The sequence below is a fragment of the Salegentibacter sp. UBA1130 genome, assembly GCF_002311535.1.
In the GTDB taxonomy this organism is placed as follows: Bacteria; Bacteroidota; Bacteroidia; order Flavobacteriales; family Flavobacteriaceae; genus Salegentibacter; species Salegentibacter agarivorans.
This window is the reverse complement of sequence record NZ_DCAP01000020.1, coordinates 542,264-565,343: the sequence shown is the minus strand read 5'-3', so window position 1 is coordinate 565,343 and position 23,080 is coordinate 542,264. Positions and strand designations below refer to the sequence as shown.

22 protein-coding genes are annotated in these 23,080 nt (G+C 36.9%); 8 read left to right on the top strand and 14 right to left on the bottom strand.

Going from position 1 to position 23,080, the window contains the following annotated elements; translation table 11 throughout:
* Positions 1-4: 4 nt before the first annotated feature.
* The 3 genes from B4F31_RS07935 to B4F31_RS07925 all read left to right on the top strand — a co-directional run bounded on the left by B4F31_RS07935 (position 5) and on the right by B4F31_RS07925 (position 1,964).
* Positions 5-616, top strand: coding sequence for an ExbD/TolR family protein (locus B4F31_RS07935; RefSeq protein WP_075325124.1), 612 nt, complete (start codon positions 5-7; stop codon positions 614-616).
* A gap of 36 nt (positions 617-652) precedes the next feature.
* Positions 653-1,135 carry an ExbD/TolR family protein gene (locus tag B4F31_RS07930; RefSeq protein WP_075325123.1) on the top strand — a complete coding sequence of 161 codons (483 nt, stop codon included), beginning with the start codon at positions 653-655 and terminating at the stop codon, positions 1,133-1,135.
* 103 nt (positions 1,136-1,238) lie between these two features.
* Positions 1,239-1,964 carry a porin family protein gene (locus tag B4F31_RS07925; protein ID WP_075325122.1) on the top strand — a complete coding sequence of 242 codons (726 nt, stop codon included), beginning with the start codon at positions 1,239-1,241 and terminating at the stop codon, positions 1,962-1,964.
* Here B4F31_RS07925 and B4F31_RS07920 read toward each other — a convergent pair.
* The 8 genes from B4F31_RS07920 to pyrH all read right to left on the bottom strand — a co-directional run bounded on the left by B4F31_RS07920 (position 1,959) and on the right by pyrH (position 13,213).
* A complete protein-coding gene (locus tag B4F31_RS07920) occupies positions 1,959-2,564 on the bottom strand; it encodes a hypothetical protein (RefSeq protein WP_093306455.1) in 606 nt (201 codons plus the stop codon). The genes B4F31_RS07925 and B4F31_RS07920 overlap by 6 nt on opposite strands.
* The gene (gene rpoN, locus B4F31_RS07915; protein WP_075325120.1) at positions 2,564-4,030 is read right to left on the bottom strand and encodes an RNA polymerase factor sigma-54; all 1,467 of its coding nucleotides are present in this window, start codon (positions 4,028-4,030) and stop codon (positions 2,564-2,566) included. The genes B4F31_RS07920 and rpoN overlap by 1 nt, the downstream gene beginning before the upstream one ends.
* A gap of 141 nt (positions 4,031-4,171) precedes the next feature.
* The gene (locus B4F31_RS07910; RefSeq protein WP_075325119.1) at positions 4,172-5,041 is read right to left on the bottom strand and encodes an RluA family pseudouridine synthase; all 870 of its coding nucleotides are present in this window, start codon (positions 5,039-5,041) and stop codon (positions 4,172-4,174) included.
* 173 nt (positions 5,042-5,214) lie between these two features.
* Positions 5,215-6,657: an asparagine--tRNA ligase gene (asnS, locus tag B4F31_RS07905; protein ID WP_093306457.1), complete on the bottom strand. Its 1,443-nt coding sequence runs from the start codon at positions 6,655-6,657 to the stop codon at positions 5,215-5,217.
* A 108-nt stretch (positions 6,658-6,765) separates the two neighbouring features.
* Positions 6,766-9,189 (bottom strand): efflux RND transporter permease subunit, encoded by a 2,424-nt coding sequence (locus tag B4F31_RS07900; protein WP_286761028.1) that lies wholly within the window; start codon positions 9,187-9,189, stop codon positions 6,766-6,768.
* 78 nt (positions 9,190-9,267) lie between these two features.
* Positions 9,268-11,721, bottom strand: a complete 2,454-nt coding sequence (locus B4F31_RS07895) for a DUF5686 family protein (RefSeq protein ID WP_286761027.1) — start codon at positions 11,719-11,721, stop codon at positions 9,268-9,270.
* Positions 11,722-11,920: 199 nt separating this feature from the next.
* Positions 11,921-12,475: a ribosome recycling factor gene (frr, locus tag B4F31_RS07890; protein ID WP_075325116.1), complete on the bottom strand. Its 555-nt coding sequence runs from the start codon at positions 12,473-12,475 to the stop codon at positions 11,921-11,923.
* Between the two features lie 30 nt (positions 12,476-12,505).
* Entirely contained in the window at positions 12,506-13,213 is a 708-nt protein-coding gene (gene pyrH / locus B4F31_RS07885; protein WP_075325115.1) for a UMP kinase, read from the bottom strand.
* 217 nt (positions 13,214-13,430) lie between these two features.
* Between pyrH and B4F31_RS07880 the strand changes: the two genes are divergently transcribed.
* Positions 13,431-14,117, top strand: coding sequence for a zinc metallopeptidase (locus B4F31_RS07880; protein ID WP_075325114.1), 687 nt, complete (start codon positions 13,431-13,433; stop codon positions 14,115-14,117).
* Between the two features lie 117 nt (positions 14,118-14,234).
* Here the strand turns inward: B4F31_RS07880 and B4F31_RS07875 are convergent, their stop codons facing one another.
* From B4F31_RS07875 to B4F31_RS07860, 4 genes are all read right to left on the bottom strand, one after another.
* Positions 14,235-14,765: a ferritin gene (locus B4F31_RS07875; RefSeq protein ID WP_075327864.1), complete on the bottom strand. Its 531-nt coding sequence runs from the start codon at positions 14,763-14,765 to the stop codon at positions 14,235-14,237.
* Between the two features lie 182 nt (positions 14,766-14,947).
* Complete coding sequence (locus B4F31_RS07870; protein ID WP_075325113.1) at positions 14,948-15,262, bottom strand: hypothetical protein; 315 nt, start codon at positions 15,260-15,262, stop codon at positions 14,948-14,950.
* Positions 15,263-15,307: 45 nt separating this feature from the next.
* Positions 15,308-15,778: an Lrp/AsnC ligand binding domain-containing protein gene (locus B4F31_RS07865; protein ID WP_075325112.1), complete on the bottom strand. Its 471-nt coding sequence runs from the start codon at positions 15,776-15,778 to the stop codon at positions 15,308-15,310.
* A 51-nt stretch (positions 15,779-15,829) separates the two neighbouring features.
* The gene (locus tag B4F31_RS07860; RefSeq protein ID WP_075325111.1) at positions 15,830-17,203 is read right to left on the bottom strand and encodes a saccharopine dehydrogenase family protein; all 1,374 of its coding nucleotides are present in this window, start codon (positions 17,201-17,203) and stop codon (positions 15,830-15,832) included.
* A gap of 68 nt (positions 17,204-17,271) precedes the next feature.
* Here B4F31_RS07860 and B4F31_RS07855 point away from each other — a divergent pair, with 68 nt between their 5' ends.
* Together B4F31_RS07855 and pckA are read left to right on the top strand one after the other, a co-directional pair.
* Positions 17,272-17,661 (top strand): DUF423 domain-containing protein, encoded by a 390-nt coding sequence (locus tag B4F31_RS07855; RefSeq protein WP_075325110.1) that lies wholly within the window; start codon positions 17,272-17,274, stop codon positions 17,659-17,661.
* 75 nt (positions 17,662-17,736) lie between these two features.
* Positions 17,737-19,338, top strand: a complete 1,602-nt coding sequence (gene pckA, locus B4F31_RS07850) for a phosphoenolpyruvate carboxykinase (ATP) (RefSeq protein WP_286761026.1) — start codon at positions 17,737-17,739, stop codon at positions 19,336-19,338.
* 128 nt (positions 19,339-19,466) lie between these two features.
* Here the strand turns inward: pckA and B4F31_RS07845 are convergent, their stop codons facing one another.
* Positions 19,467-20,213 carry a uroporphyrinogen-III synthase gene (locus B4F31_RS07845; protein WP_075325108.1) on the bottom strand — a complete coding sequence of 249 codons (747 nt, stop codon included), beginning with the start codon at positions 20,211-20,213 and terminating at the stop codon, positions 19,467-19,469.
* A 28-nt stretch (positions 20,214-20,241) separates the two neighbouring features.
* Positions 20,242-20,859 carry a DUF4271 domain-containing protein gene (locus B4F31_RS07840; protein ID WP_262506676.1) on the bottom strand — a complete coding sequence of 206 codons (618 nt, stop codon included), beginning with the start codon at positions 20,857-20,859 and terminating at the stop codon, positions 20,242-20,244.
* Between the two features lie 146 nt (positions 20,860-21,005).
* Here B4F31_RS07840 and B4F31_RS07835 point away from each other — a divergent pair, with 146 nt between their 5' ends.
* On the top strand, positions 21,006-21,740 hold the full coding sequence (locus B4F31_RS07835) for a polyprenol monophosphomannose synthase (RefSeq protein WP_075325106.1): 735 nt from the start codon (positions 21,006-21,008) through the stop codon (positions 21,738-21,740).
* Positions 21,737-23,080 carry a dihydroorotase gene (locus B4F31_RS07830; RefSeq protein WP_286761025.1) on the top strand — a complete coding sequence of 448 codons (1,344 nt, stop codon included), beginning with the start codon at positions 21,737-21,739 and terminating at the stop codon, positions 23,078-23,080. The genes B4F31_RS07835 and B4F31_RS07830 overlap by 4 nt, the downstream gene beginning before the upstream one ends.

The window sequence follows — 23,080 nt, the reverse complement described above, 5'->3', positions numbered from 1 at the left end:
GAATATGGCAAGAAGAGAAGCACCAGAGGTTAATGCCGGTTCTATGGCCGATATTGCTTTCTTGCTACTAATCTTCTTTCTGGTAACAACAACCATTGAGACAGATAGCGGGATTAGCAGGAAGTTGCCGGAATGGCAGCCTGAAGAACAGGATCCGCCGGTAATTAAAGAACGAAACATCTTCCAGGTACTGGTTAATGCAAATAACCAATTACTGGTAGAAGATGAGGAGATGGAGATTGAGGAATTAAGACAGGCAGCTGTAGAATTTCTTGACAATGGAGGAGGAACAGGCGAAGAGGCTTGTGACTTCTGCCAGGGAGCCGGAGACCCAGCTTCTTCTGTTAACCCAACGAAAGCTATTATTTCTTTGGTAAATAACAGGGGAACCGAGTATGGAACTTATATCGCGGTACAAAACGAACTTGTAGCGGCTTATAACCAACTTAGAGATAGGGAAGCCGAACGTTTATTTGGTACTAGCTTTACAGCAATGGAAGCCAGGTATAACGACTCACGTACAAGCGAAGGTGATAAAGAAACTTTGAAGGAGAGAATTGAACTTATTAAAGATATGATCCCTCAAAAGCTTTCTGAAGCCGAGCCTACGAGTTAATAACCTTAATATAAAACTTAAATTTAAGACTTAATTATGTCTAAATTCAAAAAGAAAAAGAGCGAAGGGCAACCAGCCATTAGTACAGCATCCTTACCAGATATTGTATTTATGTTACTGTTCTTCTTTATGGTTGTTACCGTGATGCGTCAGAATACGTTAATGGTTGAAAATAAACTTCCATTCGCTGATCAGGTTGAAAAACTGGATAAGAAGGATCTTGTAATGTACATTTACGCCGGTAAACCCAGCCCACGCTACCAGGAAAGATTTGGTAGTGAGGCAAGGATTCAGTTAAATGATAAGTTTGCCAGTGTTGGCGAAGTACAACAATTCATTTTTGCTGAAAGGGAAACTAAACGTGAAGAGTTAATACCATATCTTACAACTGCCCTTAAGGTAGATGAAGAAACAAATATGGGATTGGTTTCAGATATCAAACAAGAATTGAGAAAAGCTGAAGCTCTTAAAATTAACTATACCACTAAAGAAGGTGACGCACTGCAAAATATGCAATAATTACCAATAGGTATTTTTTCAAAACTGTATAAACATCCTGTCAAAATATAATATTTGGCAGGATGTTTTTTTATCTTTAAACTCAATATAGCCGTGGTTTAAAATGAATAGAATATACTACCTTGTTTTCTTCTTTATATTTTTTTCTACGCCGTTATTGGCCCAAACCGAAGAAGAAATTAGATTAAAAAGCATCCCAGACTCCGTTCCGGTGGTAATAGATAGTTTGTACCGGGAAGATCAGTTTTACATTGGGCTAACCTTTAATTTAATAAGCAACAAACCTGAAGCTATATCCCAATCTGGATTTTCCGGAGGGATTCACACCGGATTTACAAGAGATTTCCCCATAAATAAACGTCGAAATATCGCTATTGCAGCCGGTTTAGGCTGGTCTTTGAATAGCTATAGTCACAATTTGTTTATAGGGGAAGATGATAACGGAGAAACCATCTTTAGAAGCTTAACACGAGACATTGATTATAGTACAAATCGCTTTACTGCACAATTAATTGAAGCTCCCCTGGAGTTTCGCTGGCGTACTTCCACTCCAGAAACTTATAAATTTTGGAGAATTTATACCGGATTAAAATTCGGTTATATCTATCATTTTAGGAGTAATTTTGTACAACCAGATAATCAGGTGGTTCAAACTGATGTGCCAGAGTTAGATCGTTTCCGGCTGGGGGCAACCTTTACTTTTGGCTATAATACTTTCAATTTTCATGTTTATTACAGCCTAAATTCCCTTTTTCCTGAAGCTCGTTTAAATGAAGAGACTATAGATATTTCGGTCTTTAGGGTTGGACTTATGTTCTATATTCTATAACCAGAAATATAAAACCAAAGACTGCGGAATTACCCCACAAAATAAACCAAGTAAAAGTTCATTATAGGTGTGTGCTTTGTAATAAAGCCTTGAGGAAGCAGTAATACCCAGCGCGAGAATTAAAAAACTAATGGTGTAGGTTAAGTTTAATTGAAAGTTGAGGCTTACACCTATTAAGAATATTATAAGCCCGCTAAGCGCCATTATATGTAAACTTGCTTTTAACCGGAATAATACTAGAGTAAAGGCCAGTAAAGTGGAAAAAAGAATACCTACAAAAAAATAATATAATGCGGCATAATTATAAGCATTCAAAATCTGGTTGAGCACCATGGTGATTAAAATGGCAAAGAAAAGCAAAGGCCATCTACGCTCGCGTACATCTTCTAAAAAGATTGATTGAGCCTTTCCCAGGTTTTTAAGCAAAAAGTAAAATACAACGGGAATAAATACGGTTAAAATTGCAATGGCAAGAAGTTTTGCCTGCATTACACCCGGCGGGAAAAATCTCGGTGTAAATAAAAAATAAAGTAAACTCCCTGCTAGCGGTATCCAAAGCGGATGAAATATAAAGGAGGCGCTTTTTAAAAGGAATTTCATTAAATTTCTTTTCGCAATCTTGCAACCGAAATATCTAATTGTTCCCTGTATTTTGCTACGGTTCGCCTGGCAATTGGATACCCTTTATCTTTTAAAACCTTAGCGAGCTTCTCATCGGTAAGCGGTTTTCGCTTGTCTTCTTCTTCAATAGACATCTCCAGGATCTTTTTAATCTCCCGGGTAGAAACATCTTCTCCCTGGTCGTTTTTCATAGATTCAGAGAAGAATTCTTTTATGAGCTTTGTTCCGTAGGGAGTGTCTACATATTTACTGTTGGCTACACGTGAAACGGTAGAAACATCCATTTCAATCTCATCGGCGATATCTTTTAAAATCATTGGACGTAGATTTCGTTCGTCGCCGGTAAGAAAATATTCTTTTTGATAGTTCATAATAGAACTCATCGTTACCATTAAGGTTTGCTGTCTTTGTTTTATAGCTTCAATAAACCACTTTGCAGCATCGAGTTTTTGTTTTATAAACATCACCGCATCTTTCTGCGCTTTTGTTTTTTCTTTAGATTCCTTGTAACCCTTCAGCATATCGCTATAATCACGAGAGACGTGCATTTGTGGTGCATTTCTTCCGTTAAGACTTAATTCTAAATCTCCATCTACAATTTTAATGGTAAAATCTGGAATTACGTGTTCTACCATTCGGGTGTTTCCTGAATAAGAACCGCCGGGTTTTGGATTTAAGTGTTCAATAACATCTATGGCTTCCCTTAATTCATCTTCAGAAATATCGTGTCTTGAAAGAATTTTGGTGTAATGTTTTTTACTGAATTGATCAAAAGATCTTTCCAGTATGTCTTCAGCCATTTCTACGCCTTTTGTCGGCTCTTTGCGTCTTAATTGAATAAGTAGGCATTCCTGAAGCGATCTGGCACCTACGCCGGCTGGATCAAGTTCCTGCACCTTTTTCAGCACTTTCTCTACCGAAGCTTCATCTGTATAAATATTCTGGGTAAAAGCCAGGTCGTCTACCACGTCCTGTAGTTCTCTTCTCAGATAACCACTTTCATCTACGCTACCTACTAAAAAAGCGGCAATTTGTTCTTCGGTTTCATCAAACCTAAGCGTACTTAATTGCGTGGTTAAATATTGTGTAAACGAAGTTCCAGAAGCGTAAGGCACGCTTTTCTCGTCATCGTCTGCACTGTAATTATTGGCTTGCAGCCTGTAACTTGGTACTTCATCGTCGCTTAAATATTCATCAACATCAATTTCAGCTTCTATAGATTCGGTTCCTTCATCTTCTCGCTCTCTATCACTATAATCGTCTTCATATTCCTCATACTCATCCTTGGTTTCCACCTTACCATCTTCCAAAGCCGGATTTTCTTCCAGTTCCTGTTTTATACGCTGCTCAAAAGCCTGCGTAGGAAGTTGTATAAGCTTCATCAGCTGGATTTGCTGGGGGGAAAGCTTTTGGGATAATTTGAGATTTAATTGCTGTTTAAGCATATATTTATTTTCCTTTACTCACCTGCGGGTGAGATTTATTCTATTTTAACGCAAGGTCAAAACAATTGTTGTTTATTACAAAAATAAGCAAAACAATGCGACACAGCCTTTGGCATAGTAAATGATTGTGGTAAAATTTTGTTAAGTATTCTTAGAGAAACTCTTAATTTCTCTGAATTTCTTCGGAAGCGGAAGTTCTAAATTCAAATTATTTTTATTCACAGGATGTATAAATTCAAGCCCGGTGGCTGCTAGAAATAAGCCACCTTTTTTTATGATTTTTGAAGGTTTACCATAAAGTTTATCGCCCACAATTGGATTTCTATGTTTTGCAAGATGAATTCTTATTTGGTGGGTTCTACCGGTTTTAGGAAAAGCTTTAACCAGGCTAAAATCTTCGTTTTTAAGCTGAAAATGTTCTAGAACCTCAATGTGGGTTTCCGCATCTTTTTCTTCAATTTTATCGTTTAAAATAACTGAAGCAGAAAGACTTCCAAAGACAAGCGCAACATAACTTTTTTGAATCTTTTTTTCTTCAAATAACCTGTTTAAATCTACCTGCACCGCTTTGTTTTTAGCAATAAGCAATAAACCCGAAGTTGGATTGTCTAAACGGTGAACGGGTAGGGGAGCCGGTAGTGCATCTTTGGCTTTAGATTCATTTAAATTAAAACCTAAAGCATTCTCAATAGTTTTAAAGTAATTTCCGCTGGTGGGAATTCCGGCTGGTTTATGAATAACCGCCAGGTAATCATCTTCAAAAATCACTTCCAGTTTTAAAGTGAATACTTTTCTTACTGGATTTTCGGATTCAAGCAATTCCAGTTTTTGACCTTCTTTAATCCAGTCTGAAGTTTTTGCGGGTTGCCTGTCTAAAAGGATAAGTTCTTTTTTTAAAGCCTTCTTAAGCGAGCTTTTGGTGGGAAGGGAAGCAAAGATAGAAACCGCATATTCTTGTAACCTGATTTTTTCAGTTATTACGGGAACAATATGCGTTTCTCTAATTTTCAATGGTCAGGTGGTTATTATAAACTAAAAGCTTTCGTCAAGCTGAACTTGTTTCAGCTTCTAACATGATGCAAATTTTTAATCAAATTAGATCCTGAAATAAATTCAGGACGGGACATAGACAAGAATAAAAAAACCTCACAAGTTTTGAAAGCCTGTGAGGTTTTTAAAATATCTTAAAACTCAGCGTTACCGGGGAATCTTGGGAATGGAATTACATCCCTGATATTTCCCATTCCGGTTACGAATTGTACCAGTCTCTCAAACCCAAGTCCGAAGCCACTGTGAACACAGGTTCCAAACTTACGAGTATCAAGGTACCACCACAATTCTTTTTCGTCTATATTTAATTCCTTCATTTTATTTTGAAGCACGTCTAAACGCTCTTCCCTTTGTGAACCGCCAACAATTTCTCCAATTCCTGGGAAAAGTATGTCCATTGCTCTTACGGTTTTACCGTCTTCGTTAAGACGCATATAAAAAGCTTTAATATTTGCGGGATAATCGAATAAAATTACCGGGCATTTAAAATGTTTTTCAACTAAAAAACGTTCGTGTTCACTTTGCAGATCGGCGCCCCATTCTTCAATAATATAGTTGAACTTCTTCTTTTTATTGGGCTTTGAATTTTTAAGAATTTCGATAGCTTCAGTATAACTAACTCTCTTAAAGTTGTTATCTATTACAAAATGAAGTTTCTCCAATAATCCCAATCCGCTGCGGTCTGCTTTTGGTTTGGCTTCTTCTTCAGCTTTAAAACGTTTGTCTAAAAACTCAAGGTCGTCCTGGCAATGATCTAAAATATATTTAAGTACATATTTTATAAAATCTTCAGCTAAATCCATATTGCCGTCCAGATCACAAAAAGCAACTTCAGGCTCTATCATCCAGAATTCGGCTAAATGGCGGGAAGTATTAGAATTTTCAGCTCTAAATGTTGGACCAAAAGTATAGATCTGCCCAAGTCCCATCGCGTAGGCTTCACCTTCCAGTTGTCCTGAAACCGTTAAATTAGTCTCTTTTCCGAAGAAATCTTCACGAAAATCTATACTGCCATCTTCATTCTTTGGCGGGTTTTCCATATCTAAAGCGCTAACTCTAAACATTTCGCCGGCACCTTCGGCATCACTTCCCGTAATAATTGGAGTGTTTACATAATGAAAGTTATTTTGCTGAAAATAACTATGCACGGCAAAAGACAGTTTAGATCGCACACGCATAATGGCGCCAAAAGTATTTGTGCGCACACGTAAATGTGCCTGCTCTCTTAGTTTTTCCAGGCTGTGTCGCTTTGGTGAAAGAATGGTAAGTTTTACTTCTTCGGGATTTGCATCGCCAAGAATTTTAAACTCTTTTACCTCAATCTCAACTCGTTGCTGATTTCCCTGGCTTTCAACCAAAGTTCCTTTTACAGAAACGGCAGCACCAACGGTGATTCTTTTAAGCTCGTCCTGGTCAAAATTCTCAAAATCTATTACACATTGCAGGTTGTTAATGGTAGATCCATCGTTTAAGGCAATAAAGCGATTGCTCCTAAAAGAACGAACCCAGCCGTTCACCTCAAATTCCTGTAGAAATTGATTGCTGTCTAATATTTCAGCAATTTTTGCTTGTATCATTTATGTTAGATTTAGAAAAAACAAATATAATTTATCCGTCTCAGCCTGCAAAGCAAGCCGGTTTTTATTAATCACACTAGGAGGTTGATTCCCCAAGCGCTTTGTTGATTATCTTTCTGAATTTTTAGATTCCTCTTTTTCAATTTCGGCTTCGTCTTCGTCGGTTTCAATAATCTTCATTGCGGGTTCTTTCATAACCTCTTTGTTGGCAATATTTTTCTCTAAGGAAAGCAATAAAGAAGGAAGTAATAATAAATTAGCCAGCATTGCGAAAAGTAAGGTTGCCGAAACAAGACCACCCAGGGCTACAGTTCCGCCAAAACTACTAATCATAAATACCGAAAATCCGAAAAACAGCACAATAGAAGTATAAAACATACTAACTCCTGTTTCCCGTAGCGCCGCGTAAACCGATCGTTTAATTCTCCAATTATTAGCTTTTAATTCCTGCCTGTATTTTGCTAAAAAATGAATGGTATCATCTACCGAAATTCCAAAAGCTATACTAAACACCAGGATTGTAGAAGGTTTTATAGGAACACCTAAAAAGCCCATCATTCCTGCAGTTACCAGCAAGGGTAGTAGGTTAGGAACAAGGGAAACAATAATCATTCTGAACGATCTAAACATCCAGGCCATAAATATTGCAATTAATAAAATGGCCAAGGAAAGCGAAATAATAAGATTTTTTACCAGGTAATTGGTTCCTTTTTGGAAGATAAAAGCTTTACCCGTCATTGAAATTTCGTAGCGTTCCTGGGGGAAAATTTTATTAATCTGGGGCCAGAGGTCTTCTTCCAGTTCTTCCATTTTATCGGTTCCCACATCTTTCATATAGGTGGTAATTCTCGCATACCTTCCCGTACTGTCTATATACGAAGTGAGTAGGTTTTCATTTGAAGAAAATCCTTTGGTGTACGGCATTATAAAGTTTTGTTCCTGTGAACTCGGTAATTGATAATATTGGGCATCGCCATTATAAAAAGCCTGTTTAGAATATTTTACCAGCCGGGTTATGGAAATTGGTTGGGAAAGTTCAGGAATTTCAGCGAGATGATTTTCCAGTTCTTCCATGCGTTTAAGCGTGGCAGGTTTTAAAACGCCATTTTTACGTTTTGTATCCACAAGAATTTCTAAAGGCATTACCCCGTCAAATTCTTCTTCAAAAAATTTAATATCCTGGAAGAATTCAGCTTCTTCGGGCATATCTTCTAATAAACTTCCCGAGATCTTTATGGTGTAAATTCCAATAATGCTCACAACCAGAAGAACTATAGAGGTTATATAAATACTAATGCGGCGGTGTCTCACCATTTGCTCCATCCAGTTCACAAAACCGCCAATCCATCGCTTGTTAAGGTGTTTAAGGTGTTTACGCCTTGGCAAATTCATATAACTGTAGATAATTGGAATTATCAGCAGGCTGAGAATAAAAATCGCCACAATATTTATAGAAGCTACAATACCAAATTCCTTTAGGAGCGTGCTATCGGTAAGTATAAAAGTTGCAAAACCAGATGCGGTGGTAATATTGGTCATTAAAGTGGCATTTCCCACTTTGGTGATTACTCTTTGAAGTGATTTTGCCTGGTTTCCGTGTTTTTTAATTTCCTGTTGATATTTATTTATCAGAAAAATACAGTTGGGAATTCCTATTACAATAATTAATGGCGGGATAAGTGCAGTAAGTACCGTGATTTCATAATTAAACAAGCCTATTACCCCAAAGGCCCACATTACCCCAATGCAAACCGTGATCATAGAAATAATCGTTGCTCTAATAGATCTGAAAAAGAAGAAAAATATAAGCGATGTCACCCCAAGTGCTGCGAGAATAAAAAGCCCTATTTCATCAATTATATTCTGGGAATTCAAGGTTCTTATGTAAGGCATTCCAGAGACTTTTACGTCTATGCCTGTTTTTTCTTCAAAATTAGCAATGAGGGGTTGCAGCTCATTTATAACAAAGGTTTTGCGTTCTTTAGAATTAACGATTTCTTTATTTAAATAAATAGCCGATTGTAAGGTGTTGGAATGTGAACTATAGACCAGGTTTTCATAAAATGGTAACTCATTGTAAAGTTGATCCTGATATTGTTGAAGTTCTTCTTCGGTAGGATTATCTTCAGTAATAAAAGGCACCATCTCAAATCGGCTGGGATCTTCAAACTTCTTTAATTGCTGAAGATTACTAACCGAAATTGCATAATCTACCGCAGGGAAGGCTTCTAAAGTTTTGGTAAGCTCTTTCCACGCTTCAAAATTTTCCGGTTTAAAGAGGGTAGAATCTTTTACGCCAAGCAAAACCAAATTCCCTTCCTCTCCAAATTTATCTAGAAACTCATTATAGGCAATATTGTCTTCGTGATCGTCTGGTAAAAGGTTGGCTTCGGTATAAGAAAAACGCATATTTTTCCACTGTGTGGAAAGAAATACCGTAGTGGCGATTATAAGTAAAAGTATAATAATCCTGTTCCGCAAAATTAATCGCGCAATTGAGTTCCAGAATCCGAAACTAAAAATCTTGGCCATGGGAAGTTTTTAAGCGAGCGCAAAGGTATAAAAAGGAAGCCTATTTAATGCTGTTTAAACTCCTAAAGTAGCTCAGGATTAAATATCTAAATGAAAAGTGAATTTAAATGCGAAATTTTCATCAAAAGTAGGCAGACTATAGGGGCCATAGCGGTAGGCCGCTCCCAGGCCAAAACCTACAAGTATTTTTTGTAGTTCTATTCCAAATTCATGATAACCCTGTTCTAAACTTTTAAACGGAATACTATGCCTTTCGGGATGGCTAATATCTCCAATGGCGTGGCGGGAAATAAATACAAGTTCTGGCTGAATTAACCGGTGAATATTTATGGGTCTTAATTGATGCTTTATGTGCAACATAGCCTGCTTATCGCTAAAAAACTCGTTATAAAACATGGTTTCAAAACTGCGTCTTCCCGCTACTGAAAACCGCCTAAGGATACCCTTCCGCCTGGGGCTGTTTGGCAGCGAATGAAATAAATGCGTAAGCGGAACTTCGCCTGTGGCATAATTACCTTCCAGGATAATTTCGGTTCGGGATTGGTTAAGTCTTTTTATTTCGTGTTCTACCAAAAGCCCAAATTTGGTATAATCAAAATCGCTTCCGCCAATTCCAGAAATTCCTTTAGTGATTTGGCCCGTAAACTTTGGGTAACCTTTTTCTATTAATTTGGTAGCATTTGGTGTTTTTAGAAATTTAGCAAATGGCCGCCATAAAAAAGAAAATGTAGCTTCAGAAAGCGTGTATTTAGAAAATTCCTGGCCGTTCAGCAAAAAGCTGTAATCTCGAATTTGATAAATATTGCTTTTAGACAACCGAAGTTCAGTTTTAAAATTAGACCCGAATCTATGGGTTAAACCACTGCTTAACGTGCGATGTTCGTAGAAAAAATTAATATTTACAAAGCGTGGTTCTATAATAGAAAAATCGTTTTTGCCTTGTAGATAATTAAAACTTCCGGTTTCAACAATATCGCGGGTGTAGTTGAATTTAAGATCGGTTTCGGTAGTCTTATTTAAATGAATTGAGGTCCCGAGGTTATACTTAAATACTTCATCTTTGGTGCCATATACCAGGTAGCCGTTTAAACTGAATTTTTTAGATAATTGTTCGTTGGTCTTCCCGCCAAATCCCAGGCGAATGCCTTCGTAGTTATTGAATTTAAAGAATTTGCCAAGATCAAAATCCCAAAATCCCACCGGATAATAACCTGTAGCAATCGATTTTTGAAAGCTTATTTTTTCTTCAACTTCTTTTTCCCTAATAAGTCGTTCTGCTCGTTGGCGACTTAGCTTATTTTGTGTACTTAAAATTTCGGTTCTGTTTTCTTTCCAAAAAAGATCTTCCCGGGAATTCGCATCAGTTTTAACCAAAATTTCAGCTGAGCTTTCTAAGCTCTCTTCAGAATTCAACTGAATATCAAAATTAGTGCTGGTTACATTTAAAAACAGGTTAGGATCACTTCTTCCCGGGGCAAGAATATTATTTAGAATAGATTCTTTTTTCTGAAGTGTTCCTGTAGAAATAACTCCGCCAAAAACCGAAATCGCCTGGTCCCCATTTCCTGGTCTAATGGTGATTTTTTGAGTTTTTGGAAACCATAAATTTTCGTCGGGGAAATATTTGTATTCCTGATCTATTTCTAGTTTTATAGCACCCAAAAGCTGGGCTTTTGTCTGCTGTATGGCGTATGTTTTGGTGTCTAAATAAAGCACCCCTTCTAAACCTGCAACCGCACGTTGCCTTTTAGGTTTAAAATAAATTACATAAGCGGGGCGGGAAGTGGTAGTGGTATCTAAAATTTTAAACGAATAATTTCTGAAAGCAGAATTTTGCAAGGGCGCGGCATAATCTGTTTCAAAAATTCTAAAATCTTTATCGTAGAGTGAAAATGGATTTACCGAAAGCGATAAAATCTCGTACACCGGGTCTCCAAATCCGGCGGTTTTTAAAGCCTGAACTTCTTCTTTTAAACCATCTGCCTGGGAAAAATAAAATCTTGAAACTTTTTCTGAAAAATAACTTGCAGCCGAATTTATAATGGTGCCAATTTCGAGATTGGTGCTATCGCTCGCCATTTCCAATGCGGCGGTTTCATTGTCTACAATAAATTTATTATAGTTTTTAAAATTGAATTTTTGCAGTTTTTCTTCAGGATCGTTTTCGGGCTTTCGGGCGATTGCTTTTTCAATTATTGCATTCGCTTTATTTTTTTCTGAAGAAATAGTTACAATAGCAAGGCTTTCAATTTTAGGAGTCAATTTAATTCTTACAAATTCTACATCTTTTGAAACTTTGAAGTTTTGTGTTTCAAAACCCACATAAGAAATACTAAGTTGCGTTTCATTTTTTGTAAGCGTAATTGAAAAACTGCCGTCTATTTTGCTTAAATCTTCTTTATCACCATAGGTTATTTTAGCGTAGGCGAGGGGATCGCCGGTTTGTTCGTTTACAATTCTTCCTCTTAGGTTTTGCTGAGCAAAAACATTAAAGGAAAAAAACAGAAAAATAAGCAATAACGGAGAGCGCATAGGTTTTTCTGAATTATGAACAAATTGATTAATCACTAAAATAAAAAAGGCTGTTTGAGAAACTTATTGTCGTCAAGCTTTCCTTTCCCTAAACTTCGGGAGTATTCAGCTTCCAGTTTAGATCCTGAAGCCAGTTCAGGATGACGATTTTAAAATTCTTCAAACAGCCTCTAAAATAACAAGAGAAAATGACTTTCTATTATATAGTCATAATTTCTTTTTCCTTGTTTTCCAGGATAGAATCTATACGGGAAATGTGGGCATCAGTCAATTCCTGAACTTCATTTTCAGCATCTCTAAGTAAATCTTCAGAAATATCAAGTTTCTTCAATTCGTTGTTAGCTGATTTTCGGTCGTTTCTTACTCCAATTTTGGCATCTTCCGCTTCCGCTTTTGCCTGTTTTGTAAGTTGCTTACGGCGCTCTTCAGTTAAGGGTGGTACGTTTATAATTACACTCTCACCGTTGTTCATTGGATTAAAACCAAGGTTTGCCAGCATTATTCCTTTTTCAATATCTTTAATCAGGCTTTTTTCAAAAGGCTGAATAGAAATAGTTCGGGCATCTGGTGTATTCACATTGGCAACCTGTTGAAGCGGGGTTTGAGCTCCATAATATTCTACCATTACACTTCCAAGCATCGCCGGGTTGGCTTTACCCGCCCGAATGTTTTGCAATTGTTTCTTTAAATGTTCAATTGCCTTGTCCATATTTTCCTTGGCGGTGTCTATAATAAATTCAATTTCGTCTTCCATTTTTAAAAAATATTAGTTGAGCGTAAATCTTTATAAATTAACTTTTGTACCTATTCTTTCTCCGGTCACTACTTTTAAAAGATTTCCGGGGGTATTCATATCAAAAACAATTATTGGGAGTTCATTTTCCTGGCTTAAGGTGAACGCGGTGGTATCCATCACTTTCAGGCCTTTTCTAATTACATCGTCAAAAGAAATAAAATCGAATTTTGTAGCTTTTTTATCCTTTTCAGGGTCGGCATTGTAAATTCCGTCTACACGGGTTCCTTTTAAAATAACATCGGCGTGAATTTCAATAGCACGTAAAACTGCAGCAGAATCTGTGGTGAAATAAGGATTTCCAGTTCCGCCTCCAAAAATTACCACGCGGCCTTTTTCTAAATGGCGCATAGCTTTTCTTCTAATAAAAGGTTCAGCAACTTCATTGATCTTTATAGCAGATTGTAACCTGGTTTGAACTCCGGCATCTTCCAGCGCACTTTGTAAAGCTAAACCGTTAATTACAGTAGCAAGCATACCCATATGGTCTCCCTGCACCCGATCCATTCCTTTACTTGCCCCGGCAACTCCTCTAAAAATATTTCCGCCGCCTATAACAATGGCTACTTCTATTCCTTTATCGGTAACTTCTTTAATCTCCTCGGCATATTCTGCCAGGCGATCGGGATCTATGCCATATTGGCGTTGTCCCATTAATGCTTCTCCCGATAATTTTAAAAGTATTCTTTTGTATTGCATAGCCTTTTTGTAGTGATTGGTGCAAATATAGGTAATATCTTAAATTGTAAAATAACATATTCACAATCAATCTTCCGCTAATTACCAATTTTTTTATTGGAGTCTAAGTTTCATTTCAGTTAAAATTTTGTGAGTTTATTTTAAAATGTCAAGTCTTAATTGAAAATACAAATGGCGAGGTTTTTGCTATCTTTGGGTTAATTAAATAGAAAAGAAAATGTTAGGATATTATATTATTGCAGGGCTCATTTTTATAGTGAGTATGTATGTGAGTAATAAACTGAAGAGTAAATTTAAAAAATACTCTAAAGTCCATTTACAAAACGGAATGAGTGGAAAAGAGCTCGCCGAAAAAATGTTACGAGACAACAATATTACTGATGTAAAAGTAATTTCTACACCGGGAATGTTGACCGATCATTACAATCCACAGAAAAAAACAATTAACCTTTCTGAAGGGGTTTACAGCCAACGAAACGCTGCTGCCGCTGCTGTGGCAACGCACGAAACCGGTCACGCTATTCAGCATGCTAATGCTTATAGCTGGTTAACCATGAGAAGCCAGTTGGTGCCTGTGGTAAGTATAGCCTCAAGATTTTCCCAATGGGTGATTTTTGGAGGATTAATCTTAATGGCCACTACGGCTATAGGAAGCACCGTTTTACTTATTGGAATTATCATGTTTGGAATGGGAACCTTATTCAGTTTTATAACTTTACCCGTAGAATATGATGCGAGTAAACGCGCTTTAGCGTGGTTAGAAACCGAAAATATGGTTTCTGGACCGGAACATGAAGCTGCCGAAGATTCTCTAAAATGGGCCGCCAGAACTTATGTGGTTGCCGCAGTTGGTTCTTTAGCAACTTTGCTTTACTTTCTTAGTATTTATATGGGAAGAGATTAATATTGAAAATATTTCTTCGGAAAATTTTATAAAAGAAAACCCGCTTCAACTGAAGCGGGTTTTTTAATTTAATGATCTGAAATAAATTCAGAATGATGCATATTTTCTTATAAAAATCTATTCTGCACGTTTGTCTCTAATTTGCGGGATGCGCTCATCTAATAATTTAAGACCCAGGCCTTCGGTGCCCATAAGATCAAATAACTCTAGCGCACGGCGCATTGTTTGCTCTTCTTCCATTTGCTCTGCTATAAACCACTGTAGAAAATACTCGGTAGTATAATCGTTTAATTTTCGGCATTTACCTACAATATTGTGAATTGCTTTGGTAATAGCAATTTCCTGGTCTAAAGCAGTTTCAAAGATTTCTTCCAAAGATTTAAAATCGTGATTTACACCACTAACTTCTGGAGAATACGCGGTACCACCATTATCGTTAATAAATCTAAAGATCTTCATCATATGCTCTCTTTCTTCTGCAGCTTGCTCGTAAAAGAAATCGGCACTATAAGAAAGGGCATTGTGATCGCACCAGGAAGCCATAGCTAAATAAGCTGATGATGAATGTGCTTCTTTTTCAATTTGTTTATTTAAAAGATCCATGACATCTACATGGATACTTAAATTTTGTCTTACTAAATCTTTCATTTTCTTTGTATTTTTAATGCTATAAATGGCCGGTAAAGGCTTACTTCACCAGATTTGTGCTTAACTATTTTTTTGCGACCAGCATTGTGCCGGTTTATTAGTCATTTTCTATAAAATTAGCCAAATAGGCGGTAAGAACCTAATTAGGAATAGAATTTAGAAATAGTCTAAAGTGAAATAGATTAAACTGAATTGGTAAGCAGGGAATTAAGTTCAAGCATAGCAAAAGAACCGGTAATAAATTCTTTAAGATCTATACATTCTAAAGTATTAAAAACAAAGAAGTGTTGCCTATTGCATAGCATAAGCATTTCCAAACCGTGCGGGTTTTGCCCATTAAAATGAGAATCCAGGTCAATTTCTTTAACTTGCTGTCTAAACGCTAAAAACTGGCAAAAACCAAGCTGAATGGTTTTATGCGGAAATTCAATAAAAAAGCATCGCTGCTTATCACATTGATAAGAAGTAAAGAATTGAGACTGGTGTAATACTTTCATACTGCAGCCAAAATTAATTCTTATTTAGAATAAATCCAAAGAATATTAAATTTTGATTTGCCTTTTTATTTGTTGATTTAACGAAATAAAGGTTTCGGTTCTTGAAACCCCTTCTATAGCCTGAATATCTTTGTTGAGTACATTCATTAAATGCTCGTTATCTCTACATAATATTTTGATGAAAATAGACCAATTCCCGGTGGTGTAATGGCATTCAATTACTTCAGGAATTCGGCTTAGCTGTTTTACAGCCTGCGGGTTACTAACTGCTTTATCTAAGTAAACCCCTACAAAGGCCATAGTTTTATAGCCCAACTTGCGGGGGTTTATCATAAGTTTAGAGCCTTCAATTAAACCTGCTTTTTCCAATTTGCGTAAACGCTGGTGAACTGCTGCACCGGTAATCCCGATATTCCTGGCGATTTCTAAAATAGATTTTTTGGCATCTTCCATTAAGAAATTCAGGATGGTTTTATCTATACCATCTATAACAACAGTCTCGTTTACAACTTTCATTTGGGAGGTTTATTGGTTAAAGAGCTAAAGTAGCAAATTGAATTCAAAAATTTAATTTCCTACTTCTCCAAAAGGGTTATAACCCAAATATTCGGTCTCTTTTTCTTTAAAAACAATATCGTGTTTCTCTAATTCTTTTAGAATGGGTTCATAAACTTCTTTTTTAATAGGAAGCTGAACGCCGGGTGTGGTTATTTCGCCCTTTAAGATTTTTAAAGTAGCTATGGCTACAGGAAGCCCCACGGTTTTTGCCATTGCAGTTTCAGTTTGGTCTTTCCCAATGTGCACCATAGTTGAATCTATCTGTTTTTTCTTGCCTTTTAATTCGTAACCAAATTTATGGTACATTACAATCATATCCTTATCGTCTGGGGCCAGGCTCCATTTATCCATTAAGATTTTCTGTAGGGCTTGGGCAGGCGTAGCTTCTTTAATTCCAATTTTTTTGTCTTTATTGAATAAATCCAGGTCCAACAGTTTTTCCCACATAAGATCGTCCTGATCTATTTTTAAATTATGCCGAAGTTTAAGTTCTACAGTATCTGTAGGGGAATAAGGGAGAAAGGAATTCACAAAATCACGATAGCTCATATTTTCTGAATCTTTCATTTTAAAACTATCATCGGTCATTCCAAGTTGCACAAACATATTCCACGCACGGCTGAAGCCAACCCGCCTAATGGTACCGCGGTAAAGTGTAAGTACATCTTCCAGGCCATAAATGCTCATATAGTCTAGCGAATTTCTATTGGCATAACCTTCAAATTTGCCGTAACCTTCAATGTGGAGGAACTCGGTTCTTCTAAATAAACGGTGATAAGGAATGTATTTATATTTTCCTTCCTGTATAAACTCGGCCACGCCGCCCTGCCCGGCAACCACTACATTTCTTGGGTTCCAGGTAAATTTATAATTCCAGAGATTGGTGTCGCTTTCAGGAGCTACAAGGCCGCCTGTAAAAGATTCAAATAAAAGTATTTTTCCGCCTTTATCACGAATACGATCTATAACCTGCATTGCACTCATATGATCAATACCGGGATCTACCCCAATTTCATTCATAAATATGAGTCCGTTTTCCTTTACTTCTTCATCTAAAGCTTTCATTTCTTTGCTTATGTAAGAGGCGGTCACCATATTCTTTTTGAACTTTACGCAAGCTTTGGCAACTTCTATATGAAATCTCGCCGGCAGCATGGAAATCACGATATCGGCACTTTTAACTGCATTCTCCCTGCTTTCAGCATTAAAAACATCTAAATGAAAAGCTTCGCAATGCTTTTTATTCTTGCAGGCTTTTTTAGCATTCTCAAGATCAATATCTCCAATTCTTAAAAAGAGATCTTCGGTCCCGGCTTTGGACAAAAGATGGTCGATTAGGACAGAAGTAGATTTTCCTGCCCCGATTATTAAAATGTTGTTCATAAAATAAATTAGTTTTGTGTAGTGGTTTACGAATGTATTAAATCTTTAACTCATAAAAAATAACCTAAATGAATAGGAAATTTTTAATAACCGGGGCGATTTTTGGACTTTTAGCAGTAATAATTGGTGCTTTTGGTGCACATGGTTTAAAACCATTATTAGATATCGCCGCAAGGGAATCTTTTGAAACCGGGGTTAAATATCAAATGTATCATGGTTTGTTACTTCTTTTTATTGGAGGTTTTAAAATGCCCTCATTTCGTTTTCAAAAACCAATCTTTTATCTGCTCCTATTTGGCGTAATTTGCTTTTCTGGATCTATATATTTACTCGCCACCAATAATTTAACAACTATAGATTTTACGGCAATTGCATTAGTGACCCCGCTGGGAGGTACGCTATTAATAGCCGCGTGGATTTTTTTACTGGTGGAATTCATAAAATTTAAGTCTAAATAATTTAAGAAAGTTTAGCAGTTTATGTGTATAAGATTTATAATTTTGTACCCATAACAAACCACACACTTTAAATTTATGCTTGCACACACCCAAACTACGAAAACGATTTCGTTAGAAAACTACGGGATCAGAAATGCAACGGTACACTACCAGTTATCTCCTGAAGAACTTCATTACGATACTTTAGAACATGGTCTTGGTACCGAAACAAATTCGGGCGCCCTGGCTATTAACACGGGAGCTTATACCGGGAGATCGCCAAAAGATCGTTTTATTGTAAAAGATGAAATTACCCGCGACAAAGTTTGGTGGGGAGATATCAATATTCCTTTTGATGCTGCCAAATTCGACAAACTTTATGATAAGGTTGCCAATTACCTTTCTGATAAGGAAATTTACGCTCGCGATGCCTATGCCTGCGCCGAAGAAAAATACCGCTTAAATATTAGGGTGGTAAATGAGTATCCCTGGTCTAATATGTTTGCCTATAATATGTTTTTAAGGCCGGAAGAAAAGGAACTCGAAAGCTTTAAGGAAGAATGGCTAATTCTTAACGCTCCCGGTTTTAAGGCAAATCCTGAAGTAGATGGAACCCGCCAGGAGAATTTTGCTATTCTTAATTTCAGAAAAAAAATTGCTTTAATTGGTGGAACCGGCTACACAGGGGAGATTAAAAAAGGAATATTTTCAGCCTTAAATTTTATACTTCCGGTAGATAAAAATACGCTTCCAATGCATTGCTCTGCTAATGTTGGTGAAGATGGTGATACCGCCATATTTTTTGGACTTTCGGGAACGGGAAAAACCACTTTATCTGCAGATCCTGACAGAAAACTAATTGGTGATGATGAACACGGTTGGACCAAAGAAAATACAATTTTTAATTTTGAAGGGGGCTGCTACGCTAAGGTGATAAACCTTACCGATGAAAATGAACCAGATATTTACCGAGCCATCAAGCCGGGAGCTATTTTGGAAAATGTAATCTTGGACGAGGACGGGAATGTAGATTTTTCTGATACCAGCATAACTCAAAATACAAGAGTTAGTTATCCTATTCATCATATAGATAATATTCAGGTGCCATCGGTAGGTGAAAATCCCAAGAATATATTCTTTTTAACCGCCGATGCTTTTGGGGTTTTGCCCCCAATAAGTAAACTTACGCCGGGCCAGGCGGCTTATCATTTTATAAGCGGTTATACGGCAAAAGTTGCGGGTACCGAAGCTGGAATAGATGAACCTGTACCAAGTTTTTCAGCCTGTTTTGGTGCGCCTTTTATGCCTTTGCACCCTACAAAATATGCCGAAATGTTAAGCGCTAAAATGAAAGAAGCCGGAGTAAATGTTTGGTTAATTAATACTGGATGGACCGGTGGGCCATATGGTACCGGAAACCGAATGAAATTAAAATATACCCGGGCTATGATTAGCGCTGCGCTAAATGGCGAATTAAAAGATGCGGAATTTAGTACGCATAATATGTTCGGGCTACAGATGCCATTAAATTGTCCTAACGTGCCTGCAGAAGTTTTAAATCCCAGAAATACCTGGAAAGATACTGCAGCTTATGATAAAAAAGCAGGAGAACTGGCAAATTCCTTTAAAAAGAACTTTGAAAAGTTTGAAGCATATGCTAATGATGAAATTATGGCCGGCGGGCCAACTTCATCCTAGCATTGTTTTTAATTAGTTAATTGATTCAAAAAAATCCGGTGTAAAGTGCACCGGATTTTTTATTTAAAAAAATATAAATGGAAGGTAATCTTAACTCACTAGAGTGAGGTTTAAAATTCTTCTATATGTTATTTCTTATTTGCTTCTGCAATATATTTTTGCAACGCCATGGTCATAGATGGGGTATCTGGAGTTGGCGCTTTTATATTAACGGTTAGCCCGTGTTCTTTTGCGGCCTTTATGGTTGTATTTCCAAATACTGCAATTTTTGTTTCTTTCTGCTCAAAGTCTGGGAAATTTTCAAATAAAGATTTGATTCCGCTTGGGCTAAAAAATACCAGGATATCATAGGTTACATCGCGTAGGTTAGAAAGGTCACTTACCACGGTTTTGTAAAACGTAGCTTGTTTCCATTCTACGCCCAGTTTGTTTAGCGTTTTTGGAACATCTGGCTTCAGCATATCTGAAGATGGAAGTAAAAACTTCTCGTTCTTATATTTCTTAATAAGCGGAGAAAGATCGGCAAAAGTTCTTTTCCCAACATAAATTTTCCGCTTGCGGTAAACCACATATTTTTGTAAATAATAAGCTACAGCTTCACTCAAACAAAAGTATTTTAGGGTGTCTGGCACCTTAAAACGCAATTCTTCGGCAATTCTAAAAAAATGATCAACAGCATTACGGCTGGTAAGAATAATTGCAGAATATTTGGTAAGATCTACTTTTTGCTGGCGTACTTCTTTAGAAGAGACACCTTCTACGTGAATAAAAGGGATGAAATCAATTTTTACTTTTTGTTTTTCCTCAAGCTCAAAATAAGGAGAGTTCTCTACTTTAGGTTCGGGCTGGGAAACTAAAATTGTTTTCACTTTCATATATCAATACTTTTATTTGGTCCTTTGTTTAAATTGTAATTAGCTTGTACAAAATAATATAGGGGGCAATTTCGAGAGCGCAAAGGTACAAAATAAAATAAAACCAATTGCCAGTAATCAGGTTTTGATTTTCCCGGTAAATCAATAACAGGCTAAAAAAATTGCTTAGGACTAAAATACCCAATAAAGTATATAGGGCAAAAGCGGTAGGAGTAAAGGTATAGACGAATATTAAGCTAGGAATTAATAATATAAGTCCTATAAAATTGCGGTAGCTTATTTTTTGATAGAGATAAGAGTCTATTTGCGGGTCTAAATTAAAAACGTTGCCCACTATTTTTTCCAGCCCAAATTTTAATAGAACAAAACTACCATAAGCAGTAGCAATACGTATAAAAACAAAAGCCGGGTTTAAAGTTGTATCCTTCCAAAAGAAACTGAAAAACAGATAGAAAAGCAGGGAAAAAGAGATGAGGTGAACAAAGAAAAGCAAAATGTTAAAAGGATGAAAAGCTTTGTTCTTCTTTCCTCTAAACATCATAAATTTGTTAGAGGAAAGCAGTGAAAGAAAATCCTCGAAACGTTGTGGATATGCTGTTCTTACAATAGCCAGTAATAGAAACGCACCCATTAGCGTGAGGGTGATCCAGTCTAGTGAAACAATATGTCTTTCTATGGCTTCCAGGATTAAAACTTTTTTTGCAAATGTATAATTATTTTGAGGTTAAAACTTGAAGGTGATGCCGGGAAACGAAGATTTAAAATGCATACATTTGTGCAAAAATTGATAAGATGGTAAAGGGGATAGTCATTATACCCACCTTTAATGAAATTGAAAACATTGAGCGACTGGTTAGAAACGTGTTTTCTCAACCTACACAATTTCATATTTTGGTGGTAGATGATAATTCTCCCGATGGCACTGCAACCCTGGTAAGAACCCTGCAAGCCGAATTTCATGATAGTCTTTTTCTTGAAGAAAGAGTAGGGAAATTAGGTTTGGGAACGGCTTACATTCACGGTTTTAAATGGGCGCTGCAAAGGGATTACGAGTATGTTTTTGAGATGGATGCCGATTTTTCTCATAATCCTAACGATCTTATAAGATTATACAATACCTGCAAAAGGAATAATGCCGATGTTGCCATAGGTTCCCGATATAAAACCGGGGTAAATGTAATTAACTGGCCTATGAGCAGGGTTTTATTATCCTGGCTGGCATCTAAATATGTAAGATTTATTACCGGAATGGATATTCACGATACCACCGCCGGTTTTGTTTGTTATAAAAGAAAAGTGCTGGAGACAATAGATTTGGATAGCATACAATTTGTTGGCTATGCCTTCCAGATAGAAATGAAGTTTAAAGCATATTTGCTGAACTATAATTTAGAAGAAGTTCCCGTAATCTTTACAGATAGAACACGAGGAACTTCAAAAATGAGTGGCTCCATAATTTCTGAAGCCATTTTTGGGGTAATAATAATGAAGATTAAAAGTCTTTTTAAGCAGATTAAATTGAAATGAAGAAAGTCTTAATCAAGAACGCGAAGATTGTAAACGAGGGTAAAATTAAAGAAGCCGATGTTTTTATTGAAGGTGGAATAATTGTGGAAATTGCCGAAAGCATTAGCGCCAAATCCCCAGATGTACAAATCTTTGATGCCGAAGGAACCCATTTGTTGCCTGGTGTAATAGACGATCAGGTGCATTTTAGGGAGCCGGGGCTTACCCATAAAGAAAACATAGAAATGGGATCTCGCGCGGCTGTGGCTGGCGGAATTACTTCATTTATAGAAATGCCCAACACGCTTCCGCAAACTACCACCATAGAAGAATTAGAAAAGAAGTTTGAATTGGCTGCAGCAAAATCTTATGCCAATTATTCTTTTATGTTTGGCGGTACTAACGATAACCTGGAAGAAATTCTAAAAGTAGATCCTAAAACCACAGCAGCTTTAAAACTGTTTTTAGGTTCTTCTACCGGAAATATGCTGGTAGACGACGAAAAAACATTAGAGCAAATTTTCTCAAAATCTCCATTGTTAATCGCTGTGCATTGTGAAGACGAAGAAACCATTAAAAAGAATCTTGAGGAATGTATAGATCGCTATGGCGATGATATTCCAATTGAATTGCATCCACAAATTAGGAGCGAAGAGGCTTGCTATAGGTCTTCATCCAAAGCGGTAGCTTTGGCCAAAAAAACCGGGGCGAGATTACACGTTTTTCACGTTTCTACAGCAAAGGAGCTGAGTTTATTCAGCAATAAAAAGAAACTTAAAGACAAAAAAATTACGGCCGAGGTTTGTATACATCACCTGTGGTTCAATGATTCTGATTATAAGAAAAAAGGAACTTTGATTAAATGGAATCCTGCGGTTAAAACTAAAAAGGATCAGGAGGCTTTAATGAAAGCTTTAAACGATGATCTTTTGGATGTGGTAGCTACAGACCATGCTCCGCATACTAAAGAAGAAAAGAAAAATGTATATACCAAGGCACCCAGTGGTGGCCCGTTGGTACAACATTCGCTTGCTGCAATGTTACAGTTCTACCATCAGGAGAAAATTTCTTTAGAAAAGATTGTAGAAAAAATGTGTCATAATCCGGCTATTTTGTTTGAGATAAAAGATCGCGGATTTATTAGAGAGGGTTACAAAGCCGATTTGGTGCTGGTAGATCTAAATGCGCCGTGGGCTGTACAGCCAGATAATATTCAGTATAAATGTGGCTGGTCTCCTTTTGAGGGGGTAACTTTTAAATCTAGGGTTACACATACTTTTGTGAACGGTAATTTGGTGTATAAGAATTTTAAACATCAGCCTTTTGCGAATGTGGCAGAGCGTTTGCAGTTTGACAGATAA